Here is a 17,719-nt window from a genome sequence, read left to right on the forward strand (position 1 = left end):
GCTTATTTTGGGAAGGCGACGACTTCGGCCTGCTGCTCGCCCAGGCCCGCGATCCCCAGGCGCAGCTGGTCGCCCTTCTTGAGGAAGCGCTGCGGCGAGCGGCCCATGCCCACGCCCGGCGGGGTGCCGGTGGTGATGATGTCGCCCGGCTCCAGGGTCATGAAGCGCGACACATAGCTGACGATCTGCGCCACGCTGAAGATCATGCTGCCCGTGTTCCCGGTCTGCATGCGCTTGCCGTTCAGCTCCAGGTAGAGGTCGAGGTCCTGCACGTCGTAGATCTCGTCGCGCGTGACCAGGAAGGGGCCGACCGGACCGAAGGTATCGCAGCCTTTTCCTTTGTCCCACTGCGAGCCCATCTCGAACTGGAAGGCGCGCTCCGAGACGTCGTTGACCACGCAGTAGCCGGCCACGTGCTTCAGCGCGTCTTCTTCGCTCACGTACTGCGCGCGGGTGCCGATGATCACGCCCAGCTCGACTTCCCAGTCGGTCTTCTTCGAGCCTTTCGGCAGCTGGATCGCATCGTCCGGGCCGTTCAGGGAGCTGATCGCCTTGGTGAAGAACACCGGCTCGCTTGGGGTGGTGGATTTGGTCTCGGCGACGTGGTCGGCGTAGTTCATGCCGATGCCGATGAACTTGCCGACGCCCTTGACCGGCACGCCCAGGCGCGGATTGCCGCGCACCAGCGGCAGGGTCTTGTGGTCGATCTTCGCCAGCTTGCGCAGCGCCTTGTCGCCCAATACTGTCGCATCGATGTCGTCGATGATGCCGGACAGGTCGCGCAGGCGGCCCTCTTCGTCGAACAGGCCCGGCTTCTCTTTGCCCGGGCGGCCATAGCGCACCAATCTCATTGTGGTCTTCCTCGTCGTGAACGCGCGGGCCGTGGGCGGCCCGCATCAAACCGGCGATGATACCAAGGATCGGCTACTGGCTCAGTAGATAAGCGCTGATGTCGGTTGCATCGCGCTCGCTCACGCCCAGGTTCGGCATCGCATTGCCCGGATCGATGGCCTGCGGGTCCATGAGCCAGCGCACCATGTTGGCCTGGTTATTGGGCAGCTTGCCGGCGATGTAGCGGCGCTCGGCCATGTCGTCCAGCGGCCGGCCGACGTAGACCTTCGAGCCGGGGATGCTGGGAACGATGTGGCAGGAGTGGCAGGCGTACTGGGTCAGCGCGACCTTGCCGCGTTCCGGGTCGCCCTGGATGCCCGGCGCCGGCCGCGTCGGGCCGCAACCGGCCAGCGCCGCGCCAAGGAGCGCCACCATCGCGATGCGGGCGCCGCTCATGATTCCTCTCCCGCGCTCGCCGCTTGCGCGGCTTGTCGCTCGGTCAGGCGCCTGAAATCGTCCTGCGTCATGCCCGGCATGGCGCTCACGAAGGCCACGACATCCCATAACTCGTCCTCGTCCAGATGGTATTCCCAGGCCGGCATGCCGCTCATCTTGACGCCGTGACGGGTGATCCAGTACAGCTCCCGGGTCTTCCAGTTGGTGTCGGCATCGACCAGCGGTCCCGGGGCCGGCTGCATGCTCAATCCATGCCGCGATGGCGCCACGCCCGGGCCGCCATGGCACTGCACGCAGTTGGCCCGGTAAAGGGCGCCGCCGCGCGGCAGCCGCGCCGGCGCATCCAGGTCGGCGGGCACGGCGATATCGCGCGCATGGTGCGCGACCGATGCCTGCATGCCCTGGGCCAGCACGGTATAGATGAATGGATAGTGCTGCTCGGTGGCGCTGATGTCGTAGAAGCCGCCGCGCAGGACGACCAGGCCGCCGATGGCGCCGGCCACGCCCAGGCCCGACAGGGTCAGCGCGATGGTCTTGACGATAAGTCGTGCACGATTGGATAGCATAACCTAGGGCGTTCCGTTAAAAAAATGACATCTAATTTCTTGTATTATAAAAGCCACAGCTTTTCTACGAAAAATCAACCGTGCGCATGAATATCTGTCAATACGATCCGCCCTGGATGTCGCGCGCCGGCGCCATGCTGTTGTGCGCGGTGCTGGCCAGCGGCTGCGGCAGCCAGGACAAGGCCAGCCGTGTCGAAGGCGGCGATCCGGAGCGCGGCCGCCTGCTGACCCAGCAATACCAGTGCGCCGCCTGCCATTTCATTCCCGAGGTGCAGGGCACGAACGGCGACGCCGGTCCGTCGCTGCAATACATGGGCCGCCTGAGCTATATCGCGGGCAGCATCCCGAACCAGCCCGAGAACATGATCCGCTTCCTGCGCAATCCGCCTGCGGTCAAGCCCGGCACGCTGATGCCGGCGCTCGGCATTTCCGAAGAAGAGGCACGTCATATGGCCGCTTTCATGTACACCCTGCGATGAACGACCTGCAATCCGTCCTCCACCCGGCCGGCGCCGACGCCGCCATCATTCACCAGTTCACCTGGGTGCTGTTTGTCGGCGGCACGCTGATCTTCGTCTTCGTGATGGCCTTGCTGACCCTGGCCATGCGGCGCCAGGCGCGCCCGATCCGGCCCGCCATCTGGATCTTCGGCGCCGGCATCGCCTTTCCGGTCGTGGTGCTCACCGCCCTCCTCGCCTGGAGCACCTGGCGCAGCGCGCAGCTGGCGCCGCAGACCTCGCACAACGCGATGACGATCGCGGTCACCGGCAAGATGTGGTGGTGGGAAGTGCGCTACCGCGACCCGGCGACCAACCGCGAGATCATCACCGCCAACGAAATCCACATCCCGGTCGGCGAATCGATCTACCTGGGCATGACGGCATCCGACGTCATCCACAGTTTTTGGGTACCGGCGCTGGCCGGCAAGCGCGACATGATTCCGGGCCGCGTCACCGGCCTGACCCTGCGCGCCGACAAGCCGGGCGTCTACCGCGGCCAGTGCGCCGAATACTGCGGCGAGCAGCATGCGCGCATGGCCTTCCACGTGATCGCCCTGCCGCGCGCCGAATTCGACGCCTGGCTGGCGCGCCAGGCGTCTCCAAGCCTGCCGGCCGACACCACGGTACTGCAGCGCGGCCGCGAGGCCTTCCTGACGCAGCAATGCCAGGCCTGCCACACGATCCGCGGCGTCACCGACGTGCCGCCGTTCTCGGAGCAGGCGCGCATTGCCGACACCTCGCGCCTGGGGCCCGACCTGACCCACGTCGGCAGCCGCCGCGAGATCGCGGCCGGCACCTTGCGCAACCACCGCGGCACGCTGGCCGGCTGGATCGCCGACCCGCAAGCCATCAAGCCGGGCGTGTTCATGCCGCCTTCACAAGACCTGGACGGCGAAACCCTGCGCGCGCTGGCCACCTACCTCGAGCACCTGAAATGACGACGCGCGACGCGACCTTACCCAATGAGTTGCCCAACTCCCTGCCCCGCCCACCGCTGGAGCTGACCCGTCTCGAAGAGATCTGGGAAACACCCAGCGGCTGGCGCTTCTTCAAGTCGGTCAACAACACCAATATCGGCCTGATGTACATCGGGACGGCGATCCTGTTCTTCATCCTGGCCGGCATCCTGGCCCTGATCATGCGGGTGCAGCTGGCGGTGCCGGACAACGACCTGGTGGCGGCAAGCACCTACAACCAGATCTTCACGATGCACGGCACAGTGATGATGTTCCTGTTCGCGATCCCGATCGTCGAGGCGATCGCGGTCTACCTGCTGCCGAACATGCTGGGCGCGCGCGATCTGCCTTTCCCGCGCCTGTCCGCCTACGCCTTCTGGGCCTATGCCTTCGGCGGCCTGGCCTTCTTCTGCACCCTGTTCTGGGGCCTGGCGCCGGACGGCGGCTGGTTCATGTATCCGCCGCTGACCGGCATGAAGTATTCGCCCGGCCTGAACGCCGACTTCTGGCTGCTGGGGATCGGCTTCATCGAGATCTCGGCGATCGCCGGCGCGATCGAGCTGATCGTCGGCATCCTGTTCACCCGCGCGCCGGGCATGACCCTGCGCCGCATGCCGGTGTACGCCTGGGCGATGCTGGTGGTGGGCGTGATGATCATCATCGCCTTCCCGGCCGTGATCGCCGGCACGGCATTGCTCGAACTCGAGCGCGCCTTCAATATGCCGATCTTCGATCCGGAGCGCGGCGGCGACCCGCTGATCTGGCAGCACCTGTTCTGGTTCTTCGGCCATCCCGAGGTCTACATCATCTTCCTGCCCGCGGCCGGCATGATCTCGACCATGATCCCGACCATCGCCCAGAACCGCCTGGTGGGACGGCGCGTGATCGTGGTGGCGCTGGTCGGCGTCGGCATCTTCAGCTTCGGCCTGTGGGCCCACCACATGTTCACCGCCGGCCTGGGCGTGCTCGAGATGAGCCTGATCTCGGCGGCCAGCATGGCGGTCGCGATCCCCACCGGGATCCAGGTGTTCGGCTGGATCGCCACCTTGTGGAGTGGCCGCATCAAGCTGAATGCTCCTACTCTTTTCATGCTCGGCTTCATGTTCATCTTCGTGCTCGGCGGGCTGACCGGCGTGATGGTGGCCGTGATCCCGTTCGACTGGCAGGTGCACGACACCTATTTCATCGTGGCCCACCTGCACTATGTGCTGATCGGCGGGATGGTGTTCCCGGTGTTCGCCGCCATTTATTACTGGATGCCTCTGGTGAACGGCAACCAGATGTCGGAGCGCTGGGCCAAACCGATCTTCTGGCTGCTGTTCGGCGGCTTCAACATCACCTTCTTCCCGATGCACTTCACGGGCCTGTACGGCATGCCGCGCCGGGTCTATACCTATTCGCACGAGATGGGCTGGGACTGGCTCAATATGCTGTCGACCATCGGCGCCTTCATGTTTGCCCTCGGCATCCTGGGCATGATCATCGACGCTACCCGCACCCTGCGCCGTCCGGCGAAAAAGACGGGCAATCCATGGAATGCGGCCACGCTCGAATGGCTTCCCAACGAAGACTACGGCAACCGCAGCATCCCGATCATCACCTCCGATGATCCGCTGTGGGACCAGCCGACTCTGTCGAAAGAAGTGGAAGAAGGCCGCCACTACCTTCCCGGCACCGTCACCGGCCGCCGCGAGACGATCGCCACCAGTCCGGTGAGCGCGACACCCAATTACCTGATGATCCTGCCGGGCGACAGCTGGCTGACCGTGATCGGCGCCGCCGGCACGGCCGGCTTCTTCCTGCTGCTGACCGTGAAGGCGATGGTGCCGGCCTTCATCTGCGGCTTCATCGCGATCGCCTGCATCATCGGCTGGCTGTGGGAATCGGACCGCGGCGTGAACATGACGCGCGCGCCGGTCGGCGGCGGCATCGAGCTGCCCGTGGGCGCGCGCGGCGTGGCCTCGCATTCGTGGTGGGGCACCTTCATCATGCTGATCGTCATCTACGGGATCTTCTGGTCCTTCGCCTACACCTATATCCACACCTCGATGCGGCTCGAGATCTGTCCGCCGCCGGGCGCCTCGCTGCCCGACGGGATGTACACCATCGCCGCGGCGCTGCTGCTGCTGGCGGGTTCTGCGCTGGTCTGGTTCAGCGGCCGCCTGAAGGGCCACGGCATGGCCTGGACTCTACTTCCGGCGCTGGCCTGCACCACGACGGCCTTCCTGCTCGACGTGCACAGCTGGCGCCTGGTGCACCTGGACGGCACCAAGGATGCGTGGAATGCCTCGATCTCGATCATGCTCGGCTTCCAGGGCGTGATGCTGTTCGTGCTGCTGCTCGCCGCGCCCTACCTGTGCGTGCGGGTGTGGCGCGGCTTCATCCGGCCGGAGAACCGCGCCACGCGCGACAATATCGCGCTGATCTGGCACTACGTGACGCTGCAGGGCCTGACCGCCATGGTGGTGATCCGCGGCCTGCTGCTGGTGATGGATTGAATATGGACGACCGATTCTTCCGGCGCGCCACGCGCGCCTCGCTTCCTTTCCTGGTCTGGGCCGCGCATTTCGGCTTCAGCTATATCGTGGCCGCGGCCCAGTGCACGCCGGGCGCCTGGCGGCCCGAAGGACCGAATCCCTGGCTGCTGGGCGGCGTCACGCTGCTGGCGTTGGCCGTTTGCGTATGGAGCGGCGCCGCCGCCGGCAAGCGCCTGCGGCAGGGGTCGACCGAGTTCGTGGATTACGTGGCCGCGGCCAGCGCGGTGCTGGCGTTCGTGGCGATCGCGTGGACCGGGATTCCGGTGTTGCTGGTCACTGGATGCGCCTGACGGCGCATCAACCCGCGTCAGGCACCACGCGCCAGATCACGTTGCCGACGTCGTCGGCCACCAGCACCGCGCCCTTGTGGTCGACCGCGACGCCCACCGGCCTGCCATGGGCCTCGCCATCCTTGTTGACGAAGCCGGTCAGCATGTCGACCGGTTTCCCGTTCGGCCGGCCATCCTTGAACGGCACGAACACCACGTTGTAGCCCGAGCGCGGCTTGCGGTTCCAGGAGCCGTGGTTGCCGATGATGGCGCCGTTCCGGTACTGCGCCGGCAGCAGCGAGCCCTCGTAGAAGGCCAGGCCCAGCGCGGCCACGTGGGCGCCCAGCGCGTAATCCGGCACGATCGCCTTTTCCACCAGGTCGGGACGCGGCGGCTCGACGCGCGTGTCGACGTTCTTGCCGAAGTAGCTGTACGGCCAGCCATAGAAGCCGCCATCCTTCACCGAGGTCAGGTAGTCCGGCACCAGGTCGCTGCCGATCAGGTCGCGCTCGTTCACCACGGTCCACAACACACCGGTCTCGGGATGCCAGGCCATGCCGTTCGGATTGCGCAGGCCCGATGCGAAGACACGCGTCTTGCCGCTGGCGATGTCGATCTCCAGGATCGCGGCGCGGTCCTTTTCATTCTCGATACCGTTCTCGGCGACGTTGCTGTTCGAGCCCGTGGTCGCGTACAGCTTGCGGCCGTCGTTGCTGGCGATGATGTTCTTGGTCCAGTGGTGGTTCAGCGGCCCGCCCGGCAGCGGCGCCACCTGCTGCGGCTTGTCCAGGATCTCGGTCGCGCCTTCCTTGTACGGGAAGCGCACCACCGCGTCGGTATTGGCCACATACAGCGTGTCGCCCACCAGCGCCATGCCGAACGGCGAGTTCAGGTCTTTCAGGAACACGCTTTTCAGCTCCGCCACGCCGTCGCCATCGGCGTCGCGCAGCAGGCTGATACGGTTCGCGCTCGGCACGCCGGCGCCGGCGCGCGCCATGACCTTGCTTGTCACCCAGTCGCCGATGCCCTTTTTCGCGGGACGCTGCGGGGCATTGGTCTCGGCCACCAGCACGTCGCCGTTCGGCAGCACGTAGATCCAGCGCGGATGGTCGAGCGCGGTGCCGAACGCATTGACGGCCAGGCCGGGCGCCGGGGTCGGCGTCATGTTCGCCGGCCAGCCCTTGGCCGGGGCGATGTGGACGGTCGGGATCAGGGTCTTGTTCGGCTCCTTCAGGGTCGGCTGCGAACCCATGTCGGCGCCAGCCGGCAAGGTCGATCTGTCGCCGCAGGCGGCCAGCAGCAGCACGGCGGCGCCTGCGCACATGAACGGAAGTGGTTTGCCCATGACTTTCCCCAAGGAGTCGGAATGGGGGAAGTGTATCTGACAAACAATATCGCACCACACGTTACGGCTGAGAAAGCTCAGCCGTGCGCCGGCGCGCGAAACGCCACAGGCCGGGCAGCTGGATCGCCACCAGCAGAGCGAAGGCGGCGCGGTAGGCTTCCGGCGGCGCGCGGCCGAGCAGGTCGGACTGCCACAGGCCGATCACCAGCCCGAAACCGGCCTGCACCAGGAAGGCGCCGATGAAGATCAGGAGGTTCAAAAAGGTCGCGGCGCGGCCCGTCAGCTCGCGCGGCATCGACTGCGCCACGATGGCGTACTCGATGCCGGTGATCGTGCCCACCAGCGTGAACATCACCGACAGCATCGCAAAACTGGGCCGGTAACCGACCACGAAGGCCGCCTGCACCAGCACGAAAAAGGTGATGCCGGCGGCCGCCACGTCGAGCGGCGGCATGCCGCGCCGCCCGGCCCATTCGGTGATCATGCCGACCGCGATCGCGCCGAACACCACCGCCGCCATGCCCAGGTAAAGCAGATAGGCGACCGCCGGCTCGGGATAGCGGCCGACGTCGGACAGCCAGCGCCCGATCCACAAGCCCTGCACCCCGAAGAACACCGCGTGCGGGATCAGGACAAGCGAGGCAACCGCGCGAAAGCTCGGCGCACGCCAGACTTCGCGCAGGGCCGGCAGCAGCGGACCGCGCTGCGCAGCGGGGCCATCGGCCTTGGGGTACAGCAGCGCGATCAACAGACCGGTGCAGGCCACCAGCGCCGCCAGCAGGAAGAACAGGCCGCGCCAGTCGGTGTATTCCAGCACCGCGCGCACCGGCATGGTGGCGCTGGCGGCGCCCATGCCGCCCACCGCGATCAGGTAACCGTGCACCGACGGCAGCCGGTTCGGCGCGATCCAGGTGGAGATCGCCTTGACCGCCGCCATGAAGCAGCCGCCCAGGCCGCAGCCCATGACGGCGCGCGCCGCCAGCAGGCCATAAAAGCCGCTGCAGTTCGCGAACAGCAGCGCGCCGCCCGAGGCGAACAGCAGCATCGCCACCTGCACCCGGCGCGGCCCGTAGCGATCCAGCGCCATCCCCACCGGCAGCTGGACCAGGGCGAAGGCGAAGAAGAACGCACTGGTCAACAGTCCGAGCTTGCTAGGGGTGAGCGCCAGCGCGTCCACCAGGTGCGAAGCCAGCACCGCGTTCACGTTGCGCAGCAGCGAAGACAGGAAGTGCCCCAGCGCGAACGGCAGGAACACGTAGAAGAACACCCCCACGCCGGACAGGCGCAGGGGTGCCGGGGAAGCCAGGCTGGCTGGCATCATCGGACCGGGAACTGGCATCAGGCCGCGTCGGGCTGGGCTTCGCCGCGCTGGCCGGCCGGGACCAGCGGGATCACCCGTCCGCCCGGGCCGCGCAGCGGACCGCCGCTTTCCACCTCGAAGAAGAAGCGGTCGCGCCCGAACGCGGGGGTCAAGTGATCGAGCCAGGTTGCATTCGGGTCGAACTTGGCGAAGAACGGGCGGCGCACCCATTCCGGATTGCGCGCCTGCAGGAACTGCAGCGCGAACAGCTTTTCGCCGTCGATGGTCACCACGCCATCGATCACGACCTTGCCCGGGAAGGCGCTCATCGACGGCCCGCGCACGGTGCGCGACAGGCCCGAGACCATCGAATAGGCTTCCTGGAAGATCTCGTGGGCGCGCGCCAGCGGCAGCGCGAAGTAGTCGCGCGGCCCGGTGTCGCGCTCGACGAACATGTAATAGGGGATGGCGCCCAGGCGCACGCCGGTGGTCCACAGTTCGGCCCAGCTCTTCGGGTCTTCGTTGATATGGCGGATCAGCGGCCCTTGCATGCGCAGGGTGGCGCCGGTGCCGACGATGCGCTTGACCGCCTGCTGGGCGATCGGCGCCCGCAGTTCGACCGCGTGGTTGTAGTGGCCCATGATGGCCAGGTTCTTCCCGCTCGCCACCACCTTCTCGAACAGGCGCAGCAGGTCGTCGCTGTCCTTGTCCGACACGAAGCGCTGCGGCCAATAGGCGACCGACTTGGTGCCGATGCGGATGTTCTGGATGTGGGCCAGCTCGGGCGCCAGCAGGGGCTCGAGGAATTCGGCCAGCGAGCGCGTATTCATGATCATCGGGTCGCCGCCGGTGATCAGGACGTCGGTCACGTCCTGGTGCATCTTGAGGTAGGCCACCAGTTCGCCGCATTCGCGCGCATCGAACTTCATCTCTTCCATGCCGACGAACTGCGGCCAGCGGAAGCAGAAGGTGCAGTAGGCGTGGCAGGTCTGGCCGGCGCTGGGGAAGAACAGCACGGTTTCCTTGTACTTGTGCTGCAGGCCCTTGAGCGGCGCGTCGTTCACGCGCGGGACGTTGTGCGTCATCTGGCCGGCCGGATGCGGGTTCATGCGCATGCGGATGTCGTGCACCAGGCGCGCGATCGCGGCATCGTCCTTCTTGTACAGCACCAGCTCGCGCAGCTGCTCGTATTCCTGGGCCGGCAGCATGTCGCGGTGCGGGAAGGTCAGGCGATAGATCGGATCGTCCGGCACGCGCTTCCAGTCGATCAGCTCATCCATCACATAGGCGTTGGTGCGAAACGGCAGCACGTGGGACACCACTTGTACGGCTTCCTGCAGCTCGGGCGTGAGCCATTCCCATTGGCGCGCAGTAACGATGGACTGGCGCGTATACGGCTTGAACTTGGAGGGCGTCGATGCAGTCGTGGTCACGAGAATTCTCCAGTGAGATGACAGGCGGCAAGTTGCCGGGAAGCACTCATCTTAGGGAGCCTGTATGCAACAGGAATTGCATTCAATCAACCACACTGTTTCTGGCACCGGTGTTTGGACAAACCTGCGGCATGGCGTGGCGAAATGAGGCAAGGACACAACGCGACCGGCTGGCAGCCTCTGCCGTTGTGCGAACGCAATCCCACCCCGTCGGAGCTCGGTACATTAGTCCGTGCACTTGAGAAATATCTTATAAGCATTCACCTGAAAGGAACGCCCCATGAAGATGATCGTCACCGCCGCCGCCCTCTGCCTGGGGCTGGCCGCCACGAACGCACTGGCCAACGAACCGACCGAGAAGGACGCCATCGCGATGGCCGAGCGCGGCGCCGCCGTGATCAAGGCCAAGGGCAAGGCCGAGATGATGAAGCTCATTAACGCCAAGGATCCGAACTTCGTCCAGGGCTCGCTATATGTCGACCTGCGCGACGTCAAGACCGGCATCGTGCTGGCCCATCCCTACAACCCGTCGATCGTCGGCAAGGACCTGACCGACGTGCCCGATGCGAACGGCAAGAAATACCGGCGCGAGATCATCGAGCTGGCTGCGGCCAAGGGCAAGGGCTGGGTCGATTACCAGTACAAGAATCCGACCACCGGCAAGATCGAGCCGAAGACCACTTACATCCTGCTGGTCGACGACGTGGTGCTGGAGGCCGGCATCTACAAGAAGTGAATGCTGCCGACATCGCGTCGGCGCATGGAAACCTGGGTCCCCGCATTCGCGGGGACGACGGCTGCTCTGAATGCGACAGCATGGTGGAAGCAGCCACCTCTCACGGAGTAAACCCATGCTGAACAAACTGCGGATCGGCCAGAAACTGCTGCTGGCCCCGGGACTCGTGCTGGTCCTGCTGACCCTGCTTTCGGCGGCCGCCTACTACGGCATGGTGCGCCAGAACGCCTCGCTCGAACACATGGTGCAGGTGCGCGCCGCGCGCCTGCAGGCAGTGGCCGACGTCGCCGGCGAGGCGCGCTTCGCGCATGCCAACGCTTACCAGCTGCTTGCCTGGGTCAACGGCAGCTTCGCCCAGAACCGCCTGACGGCCCTGACGGCCGACATCGGGCGCCGGCACGCCGCCATCGGCGACAAGCTGGGCAAGTTCGCGCAAAGCGCCGAAGCGGACGAGCGCGCGCCGATCGAGGCCTCGCAGGCGGCGCTGACGAGCTACCGCAAGGCGGTCGGCGAGACCATCGAGATGGCCTCGATCGACCAGTCGATCGCCACCAACTCGATGCAGAAGGCCGAGCAGCAGTTCGTCGCCCTCGACGCCGAACTGACGCGCCTGGCCCAGTTGGAAAAGAAGATGAGCGAGGATGCCCATGCCGCCGCCAAGGCCGAGTTCCGCAGCCTGGGCCTGAGCATGGCCGGCCTGGTGCTGCTGTCGATCGGGCTGTCGCTGGCGGTGACGATGCTGGTGCGGCGCTCGATGCTGGCCGGGATCAACTCGATCGCGCACACGGTCGGCGAACTGGCCGAGGGCCGGCTCGACGCGCCGCCCTTGCAGGCGAAAGGCCGCGACGAGATCGACGACACCGCGCGCGCGCTTGACCACACCATCGCGCGCCTCAACGCCGCCCTGCACAGCGTGATGAATGCGGTGCGCTCGATCGACACGGCGTCGCAGGAAATCGCCAGCGGCAACCTCGACCTGTCGACCCGCACCGAGATGCAGGCCGGCTCGCTCGAGCAGACCGCCAGCACCATGGAGACCCTGACCACGGCGGTCAAGGACAATGCCAGCAATGCGCGCCAGGCCTCGGAACTGGCGGCGCAAGCGTCGCAACTGGCATCGCGCGGCGGCCAGGCGGTGCATCAGGCGGTGACGACGATGGAGTCGATCCAGGCCAGCTCGCGCAAGATCGTCGAGATCATCGGCGTCATCGACGGCATCTCGTTCCAGACCAATATCCTGGCCCTGAACGCGGCGGTGGAAGCGGCGCGCGCCGGCGAGCAGGGACGCGGCTTCGCCGTGGTGGCCTCCGAGGTGCGCACCCTGGCCCAGCGCTCGGCGGCGGCGGCCAAGGAGATCAAGAGCCTGATCGCCGATTCGGTGAACATCATCGAGCGCGGCAACGCCTCGGTCAGCGAAGCCGGCGCCAGCATGGGCGACATCGTGTCCTCGGTGCGCCAGGTGAACGACATCATCGGCCGCATCAGCATCGCCAGCACCGAGCAGGCCGACGGCATCGCCGAGGTCAATCGCGCGGTTGGACAGATGGACGGCATGACCCAGCAGAACGCGGCCCTGGTCGAGCAAGCCGCGGCGGCGGCCGAAAGCCTGCACGAGCAGACCGTGAACCTGGCGAAGGCGGTGGCGATCTTCCGCATCGCACCGGGCCTGGACGCCGATGTCGCGGGCGTCGAAACGCAACAGGAAACGGTCGCGGAAGAAGCGCCGGAAACCGGCTTCCAGGGCGTGGGCGAACGGCGCGCATCGGGCAGCGCGATGCGGGGCGGCCCGGTGCGGGCCCTGCCCGCGGCGCCAGCGCGGCGGCGCGCCTGAGCGCATATCGCTACATGAACACGTCGCACCCGCGAAGGCGGGTGCCCAAGTACTACCTGAATGGCCGACTAACGAACTTCGACCCCGCCAACCCAAACCGCCAGGGCACATCAACCGCCTTCGAAATCCCGATACGCGGCCCGGCCACGAGCGTCAATCCCGGCTCGGCCGGCAGCAGTTCGAATGGTCGTTCCGACAACGCCATGCCATTGTGCGCACGGGTCACGCCCAGTGCCTGGCACAGCTTGCCCGGCCCGGAACACAGCAGGCGCTCATCCAGTGCATCCCGCCGCGCGCGCATGACATCCAGTCCCGCCACGGGCTCCAGCGCCCGGATCAGGACACCGGCGCCGTGACCGGCCTCCTGGCACACGAAATTCAGGCACCAGTGGATGCCGTACGACCTGTAGACATAAGCATGCGCGGGCGGCCCGAACATCGAGGCATTGCGCTCGGTCGGCCCGGAATAGGCATGCGAGGCCGGGTCTTCATGGTCATAGGCTTCGGTCTCGACGATGCGGCCGCCGACGCCATCGACTAGCACCGTGACGCCGATCAACTGCTGCGCCACGACATCTGCCGGCGCCGAAAAATCGATCCCTGCAATTGTAGAAATAGCCATGCGACGATTCTAGCGTGGGACAGCGTGACCCGCCGTTTTGGTGAAATTGATACAAGAACAGAGTGATAATGGCATTGCCTTGCTGCAATAAAGAAATGACTCGGGTATAGTGGCAGGGTCCTCCGCATTTCCGCGAAGCCCATTCGCGCCTCCACCTCCATGAACACCGTCGTCGAGCCCATTCCGCAGATCGACCAGGTCGATGCCCTGATCAAATCGATCCGCATCCCGCCTCGGCCCAGCCTGCTCGCCGACCTGCAGCGCGAACTGGCAGCGGAAGATCCGTCGCTGGACGCTATCGGCAAGATCGTGGCGAGCGACGTCGGCATGTCCGGCGCCCTTCTGAAACTTGCCAATTCGGCCATCTATGGCGGCCGGCGCAAGGCCAAGTCGATCGAGCAGGCCATCCTGTTCCTCGGCATTAACCAGGTGGCTGCGATGATGACCGGTCTGCTGGCGCGCCAGGCGATTCCCGCCAACAGCGCGGCCCTTGCCAGCTTCTGGGATATCTCCACCCGCCGCGCGCAGGCGATGGTGTTCCTGTCGCGCCGCCTGCGCATGGGCGAAGCGGACGTGGCCCACACCTTCGGCCTGTTCTGCGATACCGGCGTGCCGCTGCTGATGGAGCGTTTCAAGGATTACAACGTCACCTATGGCGCGGCCTCGCTCGAAGCGGTCCGCCCCTTCACCGCGCTCGAAGTCGAACGCCACGACACCAGCCACGCCGCCGTCGGCTGCCTGCTGGCGCGTAACTGGGGCCTGTCGGACCACGTGTCGTGGGCCATCCTGCACCACCACGACTACGCGGTGATCGAAGACGCGTCGACGGCCTCGCCGGTACGCTCGCTGGTCGCGCTGTCGCTGCTGGCCGAGAGTGCGATCTGCCGCTACCAGGGCCACGCCGAGTCGAACGAGTGGAACAAGGGCGGCGCCGCGGCGTGCGCCTATCTCGGTTTATCAAGCGAGGAAACCGCCGAGATCCTGGACGAATTGCTGGAAGCCTTCCACGAGGATTGAACCTCTTTGACTTCTGCCTGAGGCGAGCGGATACTGGCATGTAAATACCCGCACGTACAGGGAGGAGACATGAAGCGCCTCGTGACCGGACTGCTGTCGCTGTCCTTGCTGCTGGGCGGCTGCGCCAGCACCGTCCCCTCCTCTCCCCCACCCGCGCTGTTCGCCGACGAGCGCTTCGCGCCGCCGTCCGAACCTGTCGGCGCGCAGGAGCTGTTCACGCTGAGCCCCGCGATGCGCGACTACCTGCACAGCGCCACCTTCACCCAGCGCCTGCGCGCCAAGGGCATGCGTCATGGGCTGGTGGATGCGCTGTACAGCAAGACCGACCTGAAACTGGAATACGAGTCGCGCATCACGCGCACCGCCAGCGAAACGTATGAGGCGCGCATGGGCAACTGCCTGTCGCTGGTCGTCATGACGGCCGCCTTCGCGAAGGAACTCGGGATGCCGGTGCGCTTCCGGAGCGTGGAGGTGGCGGACAGCTGGAGCCGCACCGACGGCATCTACCTGTCGAGCGCCCACATCAACATCAGCCTGGGGCAGCATGCGTCCGACGTCCTGCGCGGCTACGACCCCGAGCGGGTGCTGGTGGTCGACTTCATCCCGCGCGACGAAGCCGCCAGCCTGCGCACCCGCGAACTCGAAGAAGAAGACGTCGTCGCCCTCTACCTGAACAACCGCGCCGCCGAAGCGCTGATACAGGGCCGCATCGACGATGCCTACTGGTGGGCGCGCGCGGCGGTGGCGGCGCGTCCCGGAACGGCAACCACGCTCAATACGCTGGCCGTGATCTACCACCGCCACGGCGAGCTGGCGCTGGCCGAGCGCACCTTCCAGGCCGCGCTGGCGCGCGAGCCCGAGAACCTGTCGGTACTGCGCAACCTGGAGCCACTGCTGCTGACGCTGGGCCGGCCGCTGGAAGCGCAGGCGCTGGCCAAACGGATCGCCTCGATCGAGCCGACGCCGCCGTACCACTATTTCGACCAGGGCATGGTGGCGCTCAAGGCGGGCGACTTCGATGGGGCCGTGGCGCATTTCGCACGCGAGGTGAAGCGGGCGCCGTACAACGATGAGTTCAGGTTCTGGCTGGGGATCGCGCACCTCAAGCTCGGGCATCTGGGCGACGCGCGCGAGCATATCGCGCTGGCGGTCGATCACAGCACGCGCGGGGATATGCGCGAGGTGTATTCGGCCAAGCTGGCGCATTTGCGCAAGGTGGCGACGACGGGGACTCGTCTTCGCTAGCCGCGCTGCTCGTCGCCACGGAGTCGCGACCACACAGCCAGCTTCTGTTCGAACGACATCGACATATGCGCCGGCGAACTCGATGGCAACACGACGGTACGATAAGCGGCGGCGGCGAATTGCGGCGCGAACTTGCCCGAGGCCTGGCCGTTAAAGCCGACCGTCTCGAGCAAGGGGCACAGCTCGCGCAGTCGGTCGAAGTCATTGGCAGCCGGCTTGCGGATCGCCGAATCGAGGCTACCGACCCGCTCACACTCGCCCAGCACATCCCACAGGCCGATGCCATGCGCCAGCAGGCGCGGCAAGCGTTCGGAGTAAGGCAGCGCCGCCAGATCCTCGCCCACAATGCTGGAAATCAGACGCCAGAACTGGTTGCGCGGATGAGCGTAATACTGGCCGGCGGCCAGTGAAGCGGCGCCAGGGAAGCTTCCCAAAACAAGGATGCGCACGCCGGCATCAAGAATCGGCGCCAGGCCGGTGAGAGTGGGGACGGTTGCGTTCTGCATGGAGGCATTGTAGCGATAGGCAGACCTGACAGCTTGAAACCCGGCCGCCGGGTTTGCACGTATCACTGATTTCTTGCTTAGAAAGGAAGCCGGCCGCCGCGTGGCAGCCGGTTCAGAGACGGACCTTACTTGATCCAGACCGCGTAATTATTCCCCGACGTCTGCAGCACCCACCCGCTGCCCGCCGGACTCCAGCTATTCGGCCCGATCTTCATCGCCAGCTGGCGCGTATTGCCGTTGATGATCGCCGCATACAGCCCCTGGGTCGCCTGCTGGATCGCCACCGGCGACGTCGAATGCACGCCCGCCGTACGCCGCGCCGCCATCAGCGCCGAAATCGGCGTCTTGAGGTTCCAGTTATAGATGTGCGGGTAGTACACGGTCGGAATGCCCGGATGGCTCAGCACATAGGCATACCCTTCCATCACCGAGCCGCACGGCACCGACCAGTAGTTCTGGCCATTGCCGCAGCTTTCGGACGGACCGGTATCGTGGTTATCGACGAAGGTCACCGACATTGCCGGCCACCAGCCCAGCGCCCCTTGCGGTTTGCCGGATGAGTCACGCAAGCGCCAGTAATTGCCGTTCGCGAGCGCATCATTGAGCAAGCCCTTGGTGGTGAAATCGAAGGCGCCGCAGCTGTCGCCCGTGCCGTTAATCCAGTTCATGATTTCCTGGCGGTGGGCGTCGATATTGTTCAGGTTCATATCGTTCCACAGCTCGCCGACGCAGAATTCGGCGCCGAAGGCGTTGGCGTACTGGCCGGCATAGCTCGGGCTGAAGCCGCGCACATAGTCGATCCGCATGCCGCTGAAGCCCACCGGTTTCAAGGTGTGGTTCAGCCAGGTGACAATGCCGTTCTGGACTTCGCCCACGTTGCGGTGATCCAGGTCGCGGCCGCCGTCGAAGCCCAGGGCGGTGTCGGGATTGCCCAAGCCGCAATTGCATTCGTCGTTGTTGACGATCGTGTGCAGGGTCCAGTTGGGATTGGTGAAGTCCGACCAGTTGGTGGTGCCGACGCGGTGGTTGACCACGATGTCGGCCACCGCCTTGATGCCGTTGTTGGTGAAGGCGCGCACGACGTTGGTCAGCTCGGCCGAGCTGCCATAGCTGGAACTCAGTACGTTGAGCTGGCGCGGCAGATAGCCCTGCGAAGCGGCGGAATCCGATGGCGGCGGGAACCAGACGTGGGTGAATCCCATCCCTTTCAGGTCGCCCACATTGCCGAGCAAGGTGTTGTACCAGTTCGGGCTGCGATAGCCCGACGAATTCCAATGGAAGCCCTGCAGCAGGACGGCCTGGCTGTTGCCGGACTGGGCCGGCGGAGTGGCGGCGCTGGCGCCGGCGCAAACAGCCAGGGCGCTCGCCGCCAGCATGACGATGATGCTCTTCTTCATTTTTATGTCTCCTCCGATTTTTTGCGGTTTGATTGGTTTCTTCAAAAATCAGCGTCTTGTCACGCTCACCGACTGCGACAGGCCAGGTAGAAAAACTACCTTTTTCCTCCAAGAATCTCCACCACCGATGAGTTCGACAGAATGAGTCTCTGCCCGCGCCATCAATGTGTCA

Annotated in this window: 17 protein-coding genes; 8 read left to right on the forward strand and 9 right to left on the reverse strand. The window is 65.7% G+C overall.

The genetic code is table 11. From position 1 onward, the window contains the following. Positions 1-2: 2 nt before the first annotated feature. The 3 genes from J3U95_RS10575 to J3U95_RS10585 form a co-directional block, all read right to left on the reverse strand. Entirely contained in the window at positions 3-851 is an 849-nt protein-coding gene (locus tag J3U95_RS10575; protein ID WP_208278569.1) for a fumarylacetoacetate hydrolase family protein, read from the reverse strand. 73 nt (positions 852-924) lie between these two features. Continuing rightward, positions 925-1,287, reverse strand: a complete 363-nt coding sequence (locus J3U95_RS10580; protein ID WP_208278570.1) for a c-type cytochrome — start codon at positions 1,285-1,287, stop codon at positions 925-927. Beyond that, on the reverse strand, positions 1,284-1,853 hold the full coding sequence (locus tag J3U95_RS10585; protein WP_208278571.1) for a c-type cytochrome: 570 nt from the start codon (positions 1,851-1,853) through the stop codon (positions 1,284-1,286). The genes J3U95_RS10580 and J3U95_RS10585 overlap by 4 nt, the downstream gene beginning before the upstream one ends. Before the next feature lie 86 nt (positions 1,854-1,939). Between J3U95_RS10585 and J3U95_RS10590 the strand changes: the two genes are divergently transcribed. The 4 genes from J3U95_RS10590 to J3U95_RS10605 are packed head-to-tail and all read left to right on the forward strand — an operon-like array spanning position 1,940 to position 6,136. Beyond that, positions 1,940-2,332: a c-type cytochrome gene (locus tag J3U95_RS10590; protein ID WP_208278572.1), complete on the forward strand. Its 393-nt coding sequence runs from the start codon at positions 1,940-1,942 to the stop codon at positions 2,330-2,332. After that, positions 2,329-3,291, forward strand: coding sequence for a cytochrome c oxidase subunit II (coxB, locus tag J3U95_RS10595; RefSeq protein WP_208278573.1), 963 nt, complete (start codon positions 2,329-2,331; stop codon positions 3,289-3,291). Before J3U95_RS10590 ends, coxB begins: the two co-directional genes overlap by 4 nt. Continuing rightward, positions 3,288-5,807 (forward strand): cytochrome c oxidase subunit I, encoded by a 2,520-nt coding sequence (ctaD, locus tag J3U95_RS10600; protein WP_208278574.1) that lies wholly within the window; start codon positions 3,288-3,290, stop codon positions 5,805-5,807. The genes coxB and ctaD overlap by 4 nt, the downstream gene beginning before the upstream one ends. Positions 5,808-5,809: 2 nt before the next feature. Further along, a complete protein-coding gene (locus J3U95_RS10605) occupies positions 5,810-6,136 on the forward strand; it encodes a hypothetical protein (protein WP_208278575.1) in 327 nt (108 codons plus the stop codon). A 7-nt stretch (positions 6,137-6,143) separates the two neighbouring features. On the opposite strand, the gene J3U95_RS10610 is transcribed toward J3U95_RS10605, so the two are convergent. The 3 genes from J3U95_RS10610 to J3U95_RS10620 all read right to left on the reverse strand — a co-directional run bounded on the left by J3U95_RS10610 (position 6,144) and on the right by J3U95_RS10620 (position 10,193). Further along, a complete protein-coding gene (locus J3U95_RS10610) occupies positions 6,144-7,460 on the reverse strand; it encodes a PQQ-dependent sugar dehydrogenase (protein ID WP_208278576.1) in 1,317 nt (438 codons plus the stop codon). 61 nt (positions 7,461-7,521) lie between these two features. After that, complete coding sequence (locus J3U95_RS10615; RefSeq protein WP_208278577.1) at positions 7,522-8,799, reverse strand: MFS transporter; 1,278 nt, start codon at positions 8,797-8,799, stop codon at positions 7,522-7,524. Next, positions 8,799-10,193 carry a KamA family radical SAM protein gene (locus J3U95_RS10620; RefSeq protein WP_208278578.1) on the reverse strand — a complete coding sequence of 465 codons (1,395 nt, stop codon included), beginning with the start codon at positions 10,191-10,193 and terminating at the stop codon, positions 8,799-8,801. Before J3U95_RS10620 ends, J3U95_RS10615 begins: the two co-directional genes overlap by 1 nt. Positions 10,194-10,473: 280 nt before the next feature. On the opposite strand from J3U95_RS10620, the gene J3U95_RS10625 reads away from it, so the two are divergent. Together J3U95_RS10625 and J3U95_RS10630 are read left to right on the forward strand one after the other, a co-directional pair. Next, a complete protein-coding gene (locus J3U95_RS10625) occupies positions 10,474-10,929 on the forward strand; it encodes a cache domain-containing protein (protein WP_208278579.1) in 456 nt (151 codons plus the stop codon). Positions 10,930-11,044: 115 nt separating this feature from the next. Further along, positions 11,045-12,760: a methyl-accepting chemotaxis protein gene (locus J3U95_RS10630; RefSeq protein ID WP_208278580.1), complete on the forward strand. Its 1,716-nt coding sequence runs from the start codon at positions 11,045-11,047 to the stop codon at positions 12,758-12,760. A gap of 52 nt (positions 12,761-12,812) precedes the next feature. On the opposite strand, the gene J3U95_RS10635 is transcribed toward J3U95_RS10630, so the two are convergent. Continuing rightward, positions 12,813-13,382: a DNA-3-methyladenine glycosylase gene (locus J3U95_RS10635; RefSeq protein WP_208278581.1), complete on the reverse strand. Its 570-nt coding sequence runs from the start codon at positions 13,380-13,382 to the stop codon at positions 12,813-12,815. A gap of 159 nt (positions 13,383-13,541) precedes the next feature. Between J3U95_RS10635 and J3U95_RS10640 the strand changes: the two genes are divergently transcribed. Together J3U95_RS10640 and J3U95_RS10645 are read left to right on the forward strand one after the other, a co-directional pair. Next, complete coding sequence (locus J3U95_RS10640) at positions 13,542-14,399, forward strand: HDOD domain-containing protein (RefSeq protein ID WP_208278582.1); 858 nt, start codon at positions 13,542-13,544, stop codon at positions 14,397-14,399. Between the two features lie 69 nt (positions 14,400-14,468). Further along, the gene (locus J3U95_RS10645; protein ID WP_208278583.1) at positions 14,469-15,644 is read left to right on the forward strand and encodes a tetratricopeptide repeat protein; all 1,176 of its coding nucleotides are present in this window, start codon (positions 14,469-14,471) and stop codon (positions 15,642-15,644) included. Here the strand turns inward: J3U95_RS10645 and J3U95_RS10650 are convergent. After that, positions 15,641-16,150 (reverse strand): DNA-deoxyinosine glycosylase, encoded by a 510-nt coding sequence (locus tag J3U95_RS10650; protein ID WP_208278584.1) that lies wholly within the window; start codon positions 16,148-16,150, stop codon positions 15,641-15,643. The genes J3U95_RS10645 and J3U95_RS10650 overlap by 4 nt on opposite strands. A 125-nt stretch (positions 16,151-16,275) precedes the next feature. Then, positions 16,276-17,547, reverse strand: a complete 1,272-nt coding sequence (locus tag J3U95_RS10655; protein ID WP_208278585.1) for an alpha-amylase C-terminal beta-sheet domain-containing protein — start codon at positions 17,545-17,547, stop codon at positions 16,276-16,278. Positions 17,548-17,719: the final 172 nt, after the last annotated feature.

Source organism: Massilia oculi (assembly GCF_017582745.1).
Classification (GTDB): Bacteria; Pseudomonadota; Gammaproteobacteria; order Burkholderiales; family Burkholderiaceae_D; genus Telluria; species Telluria oculi_A.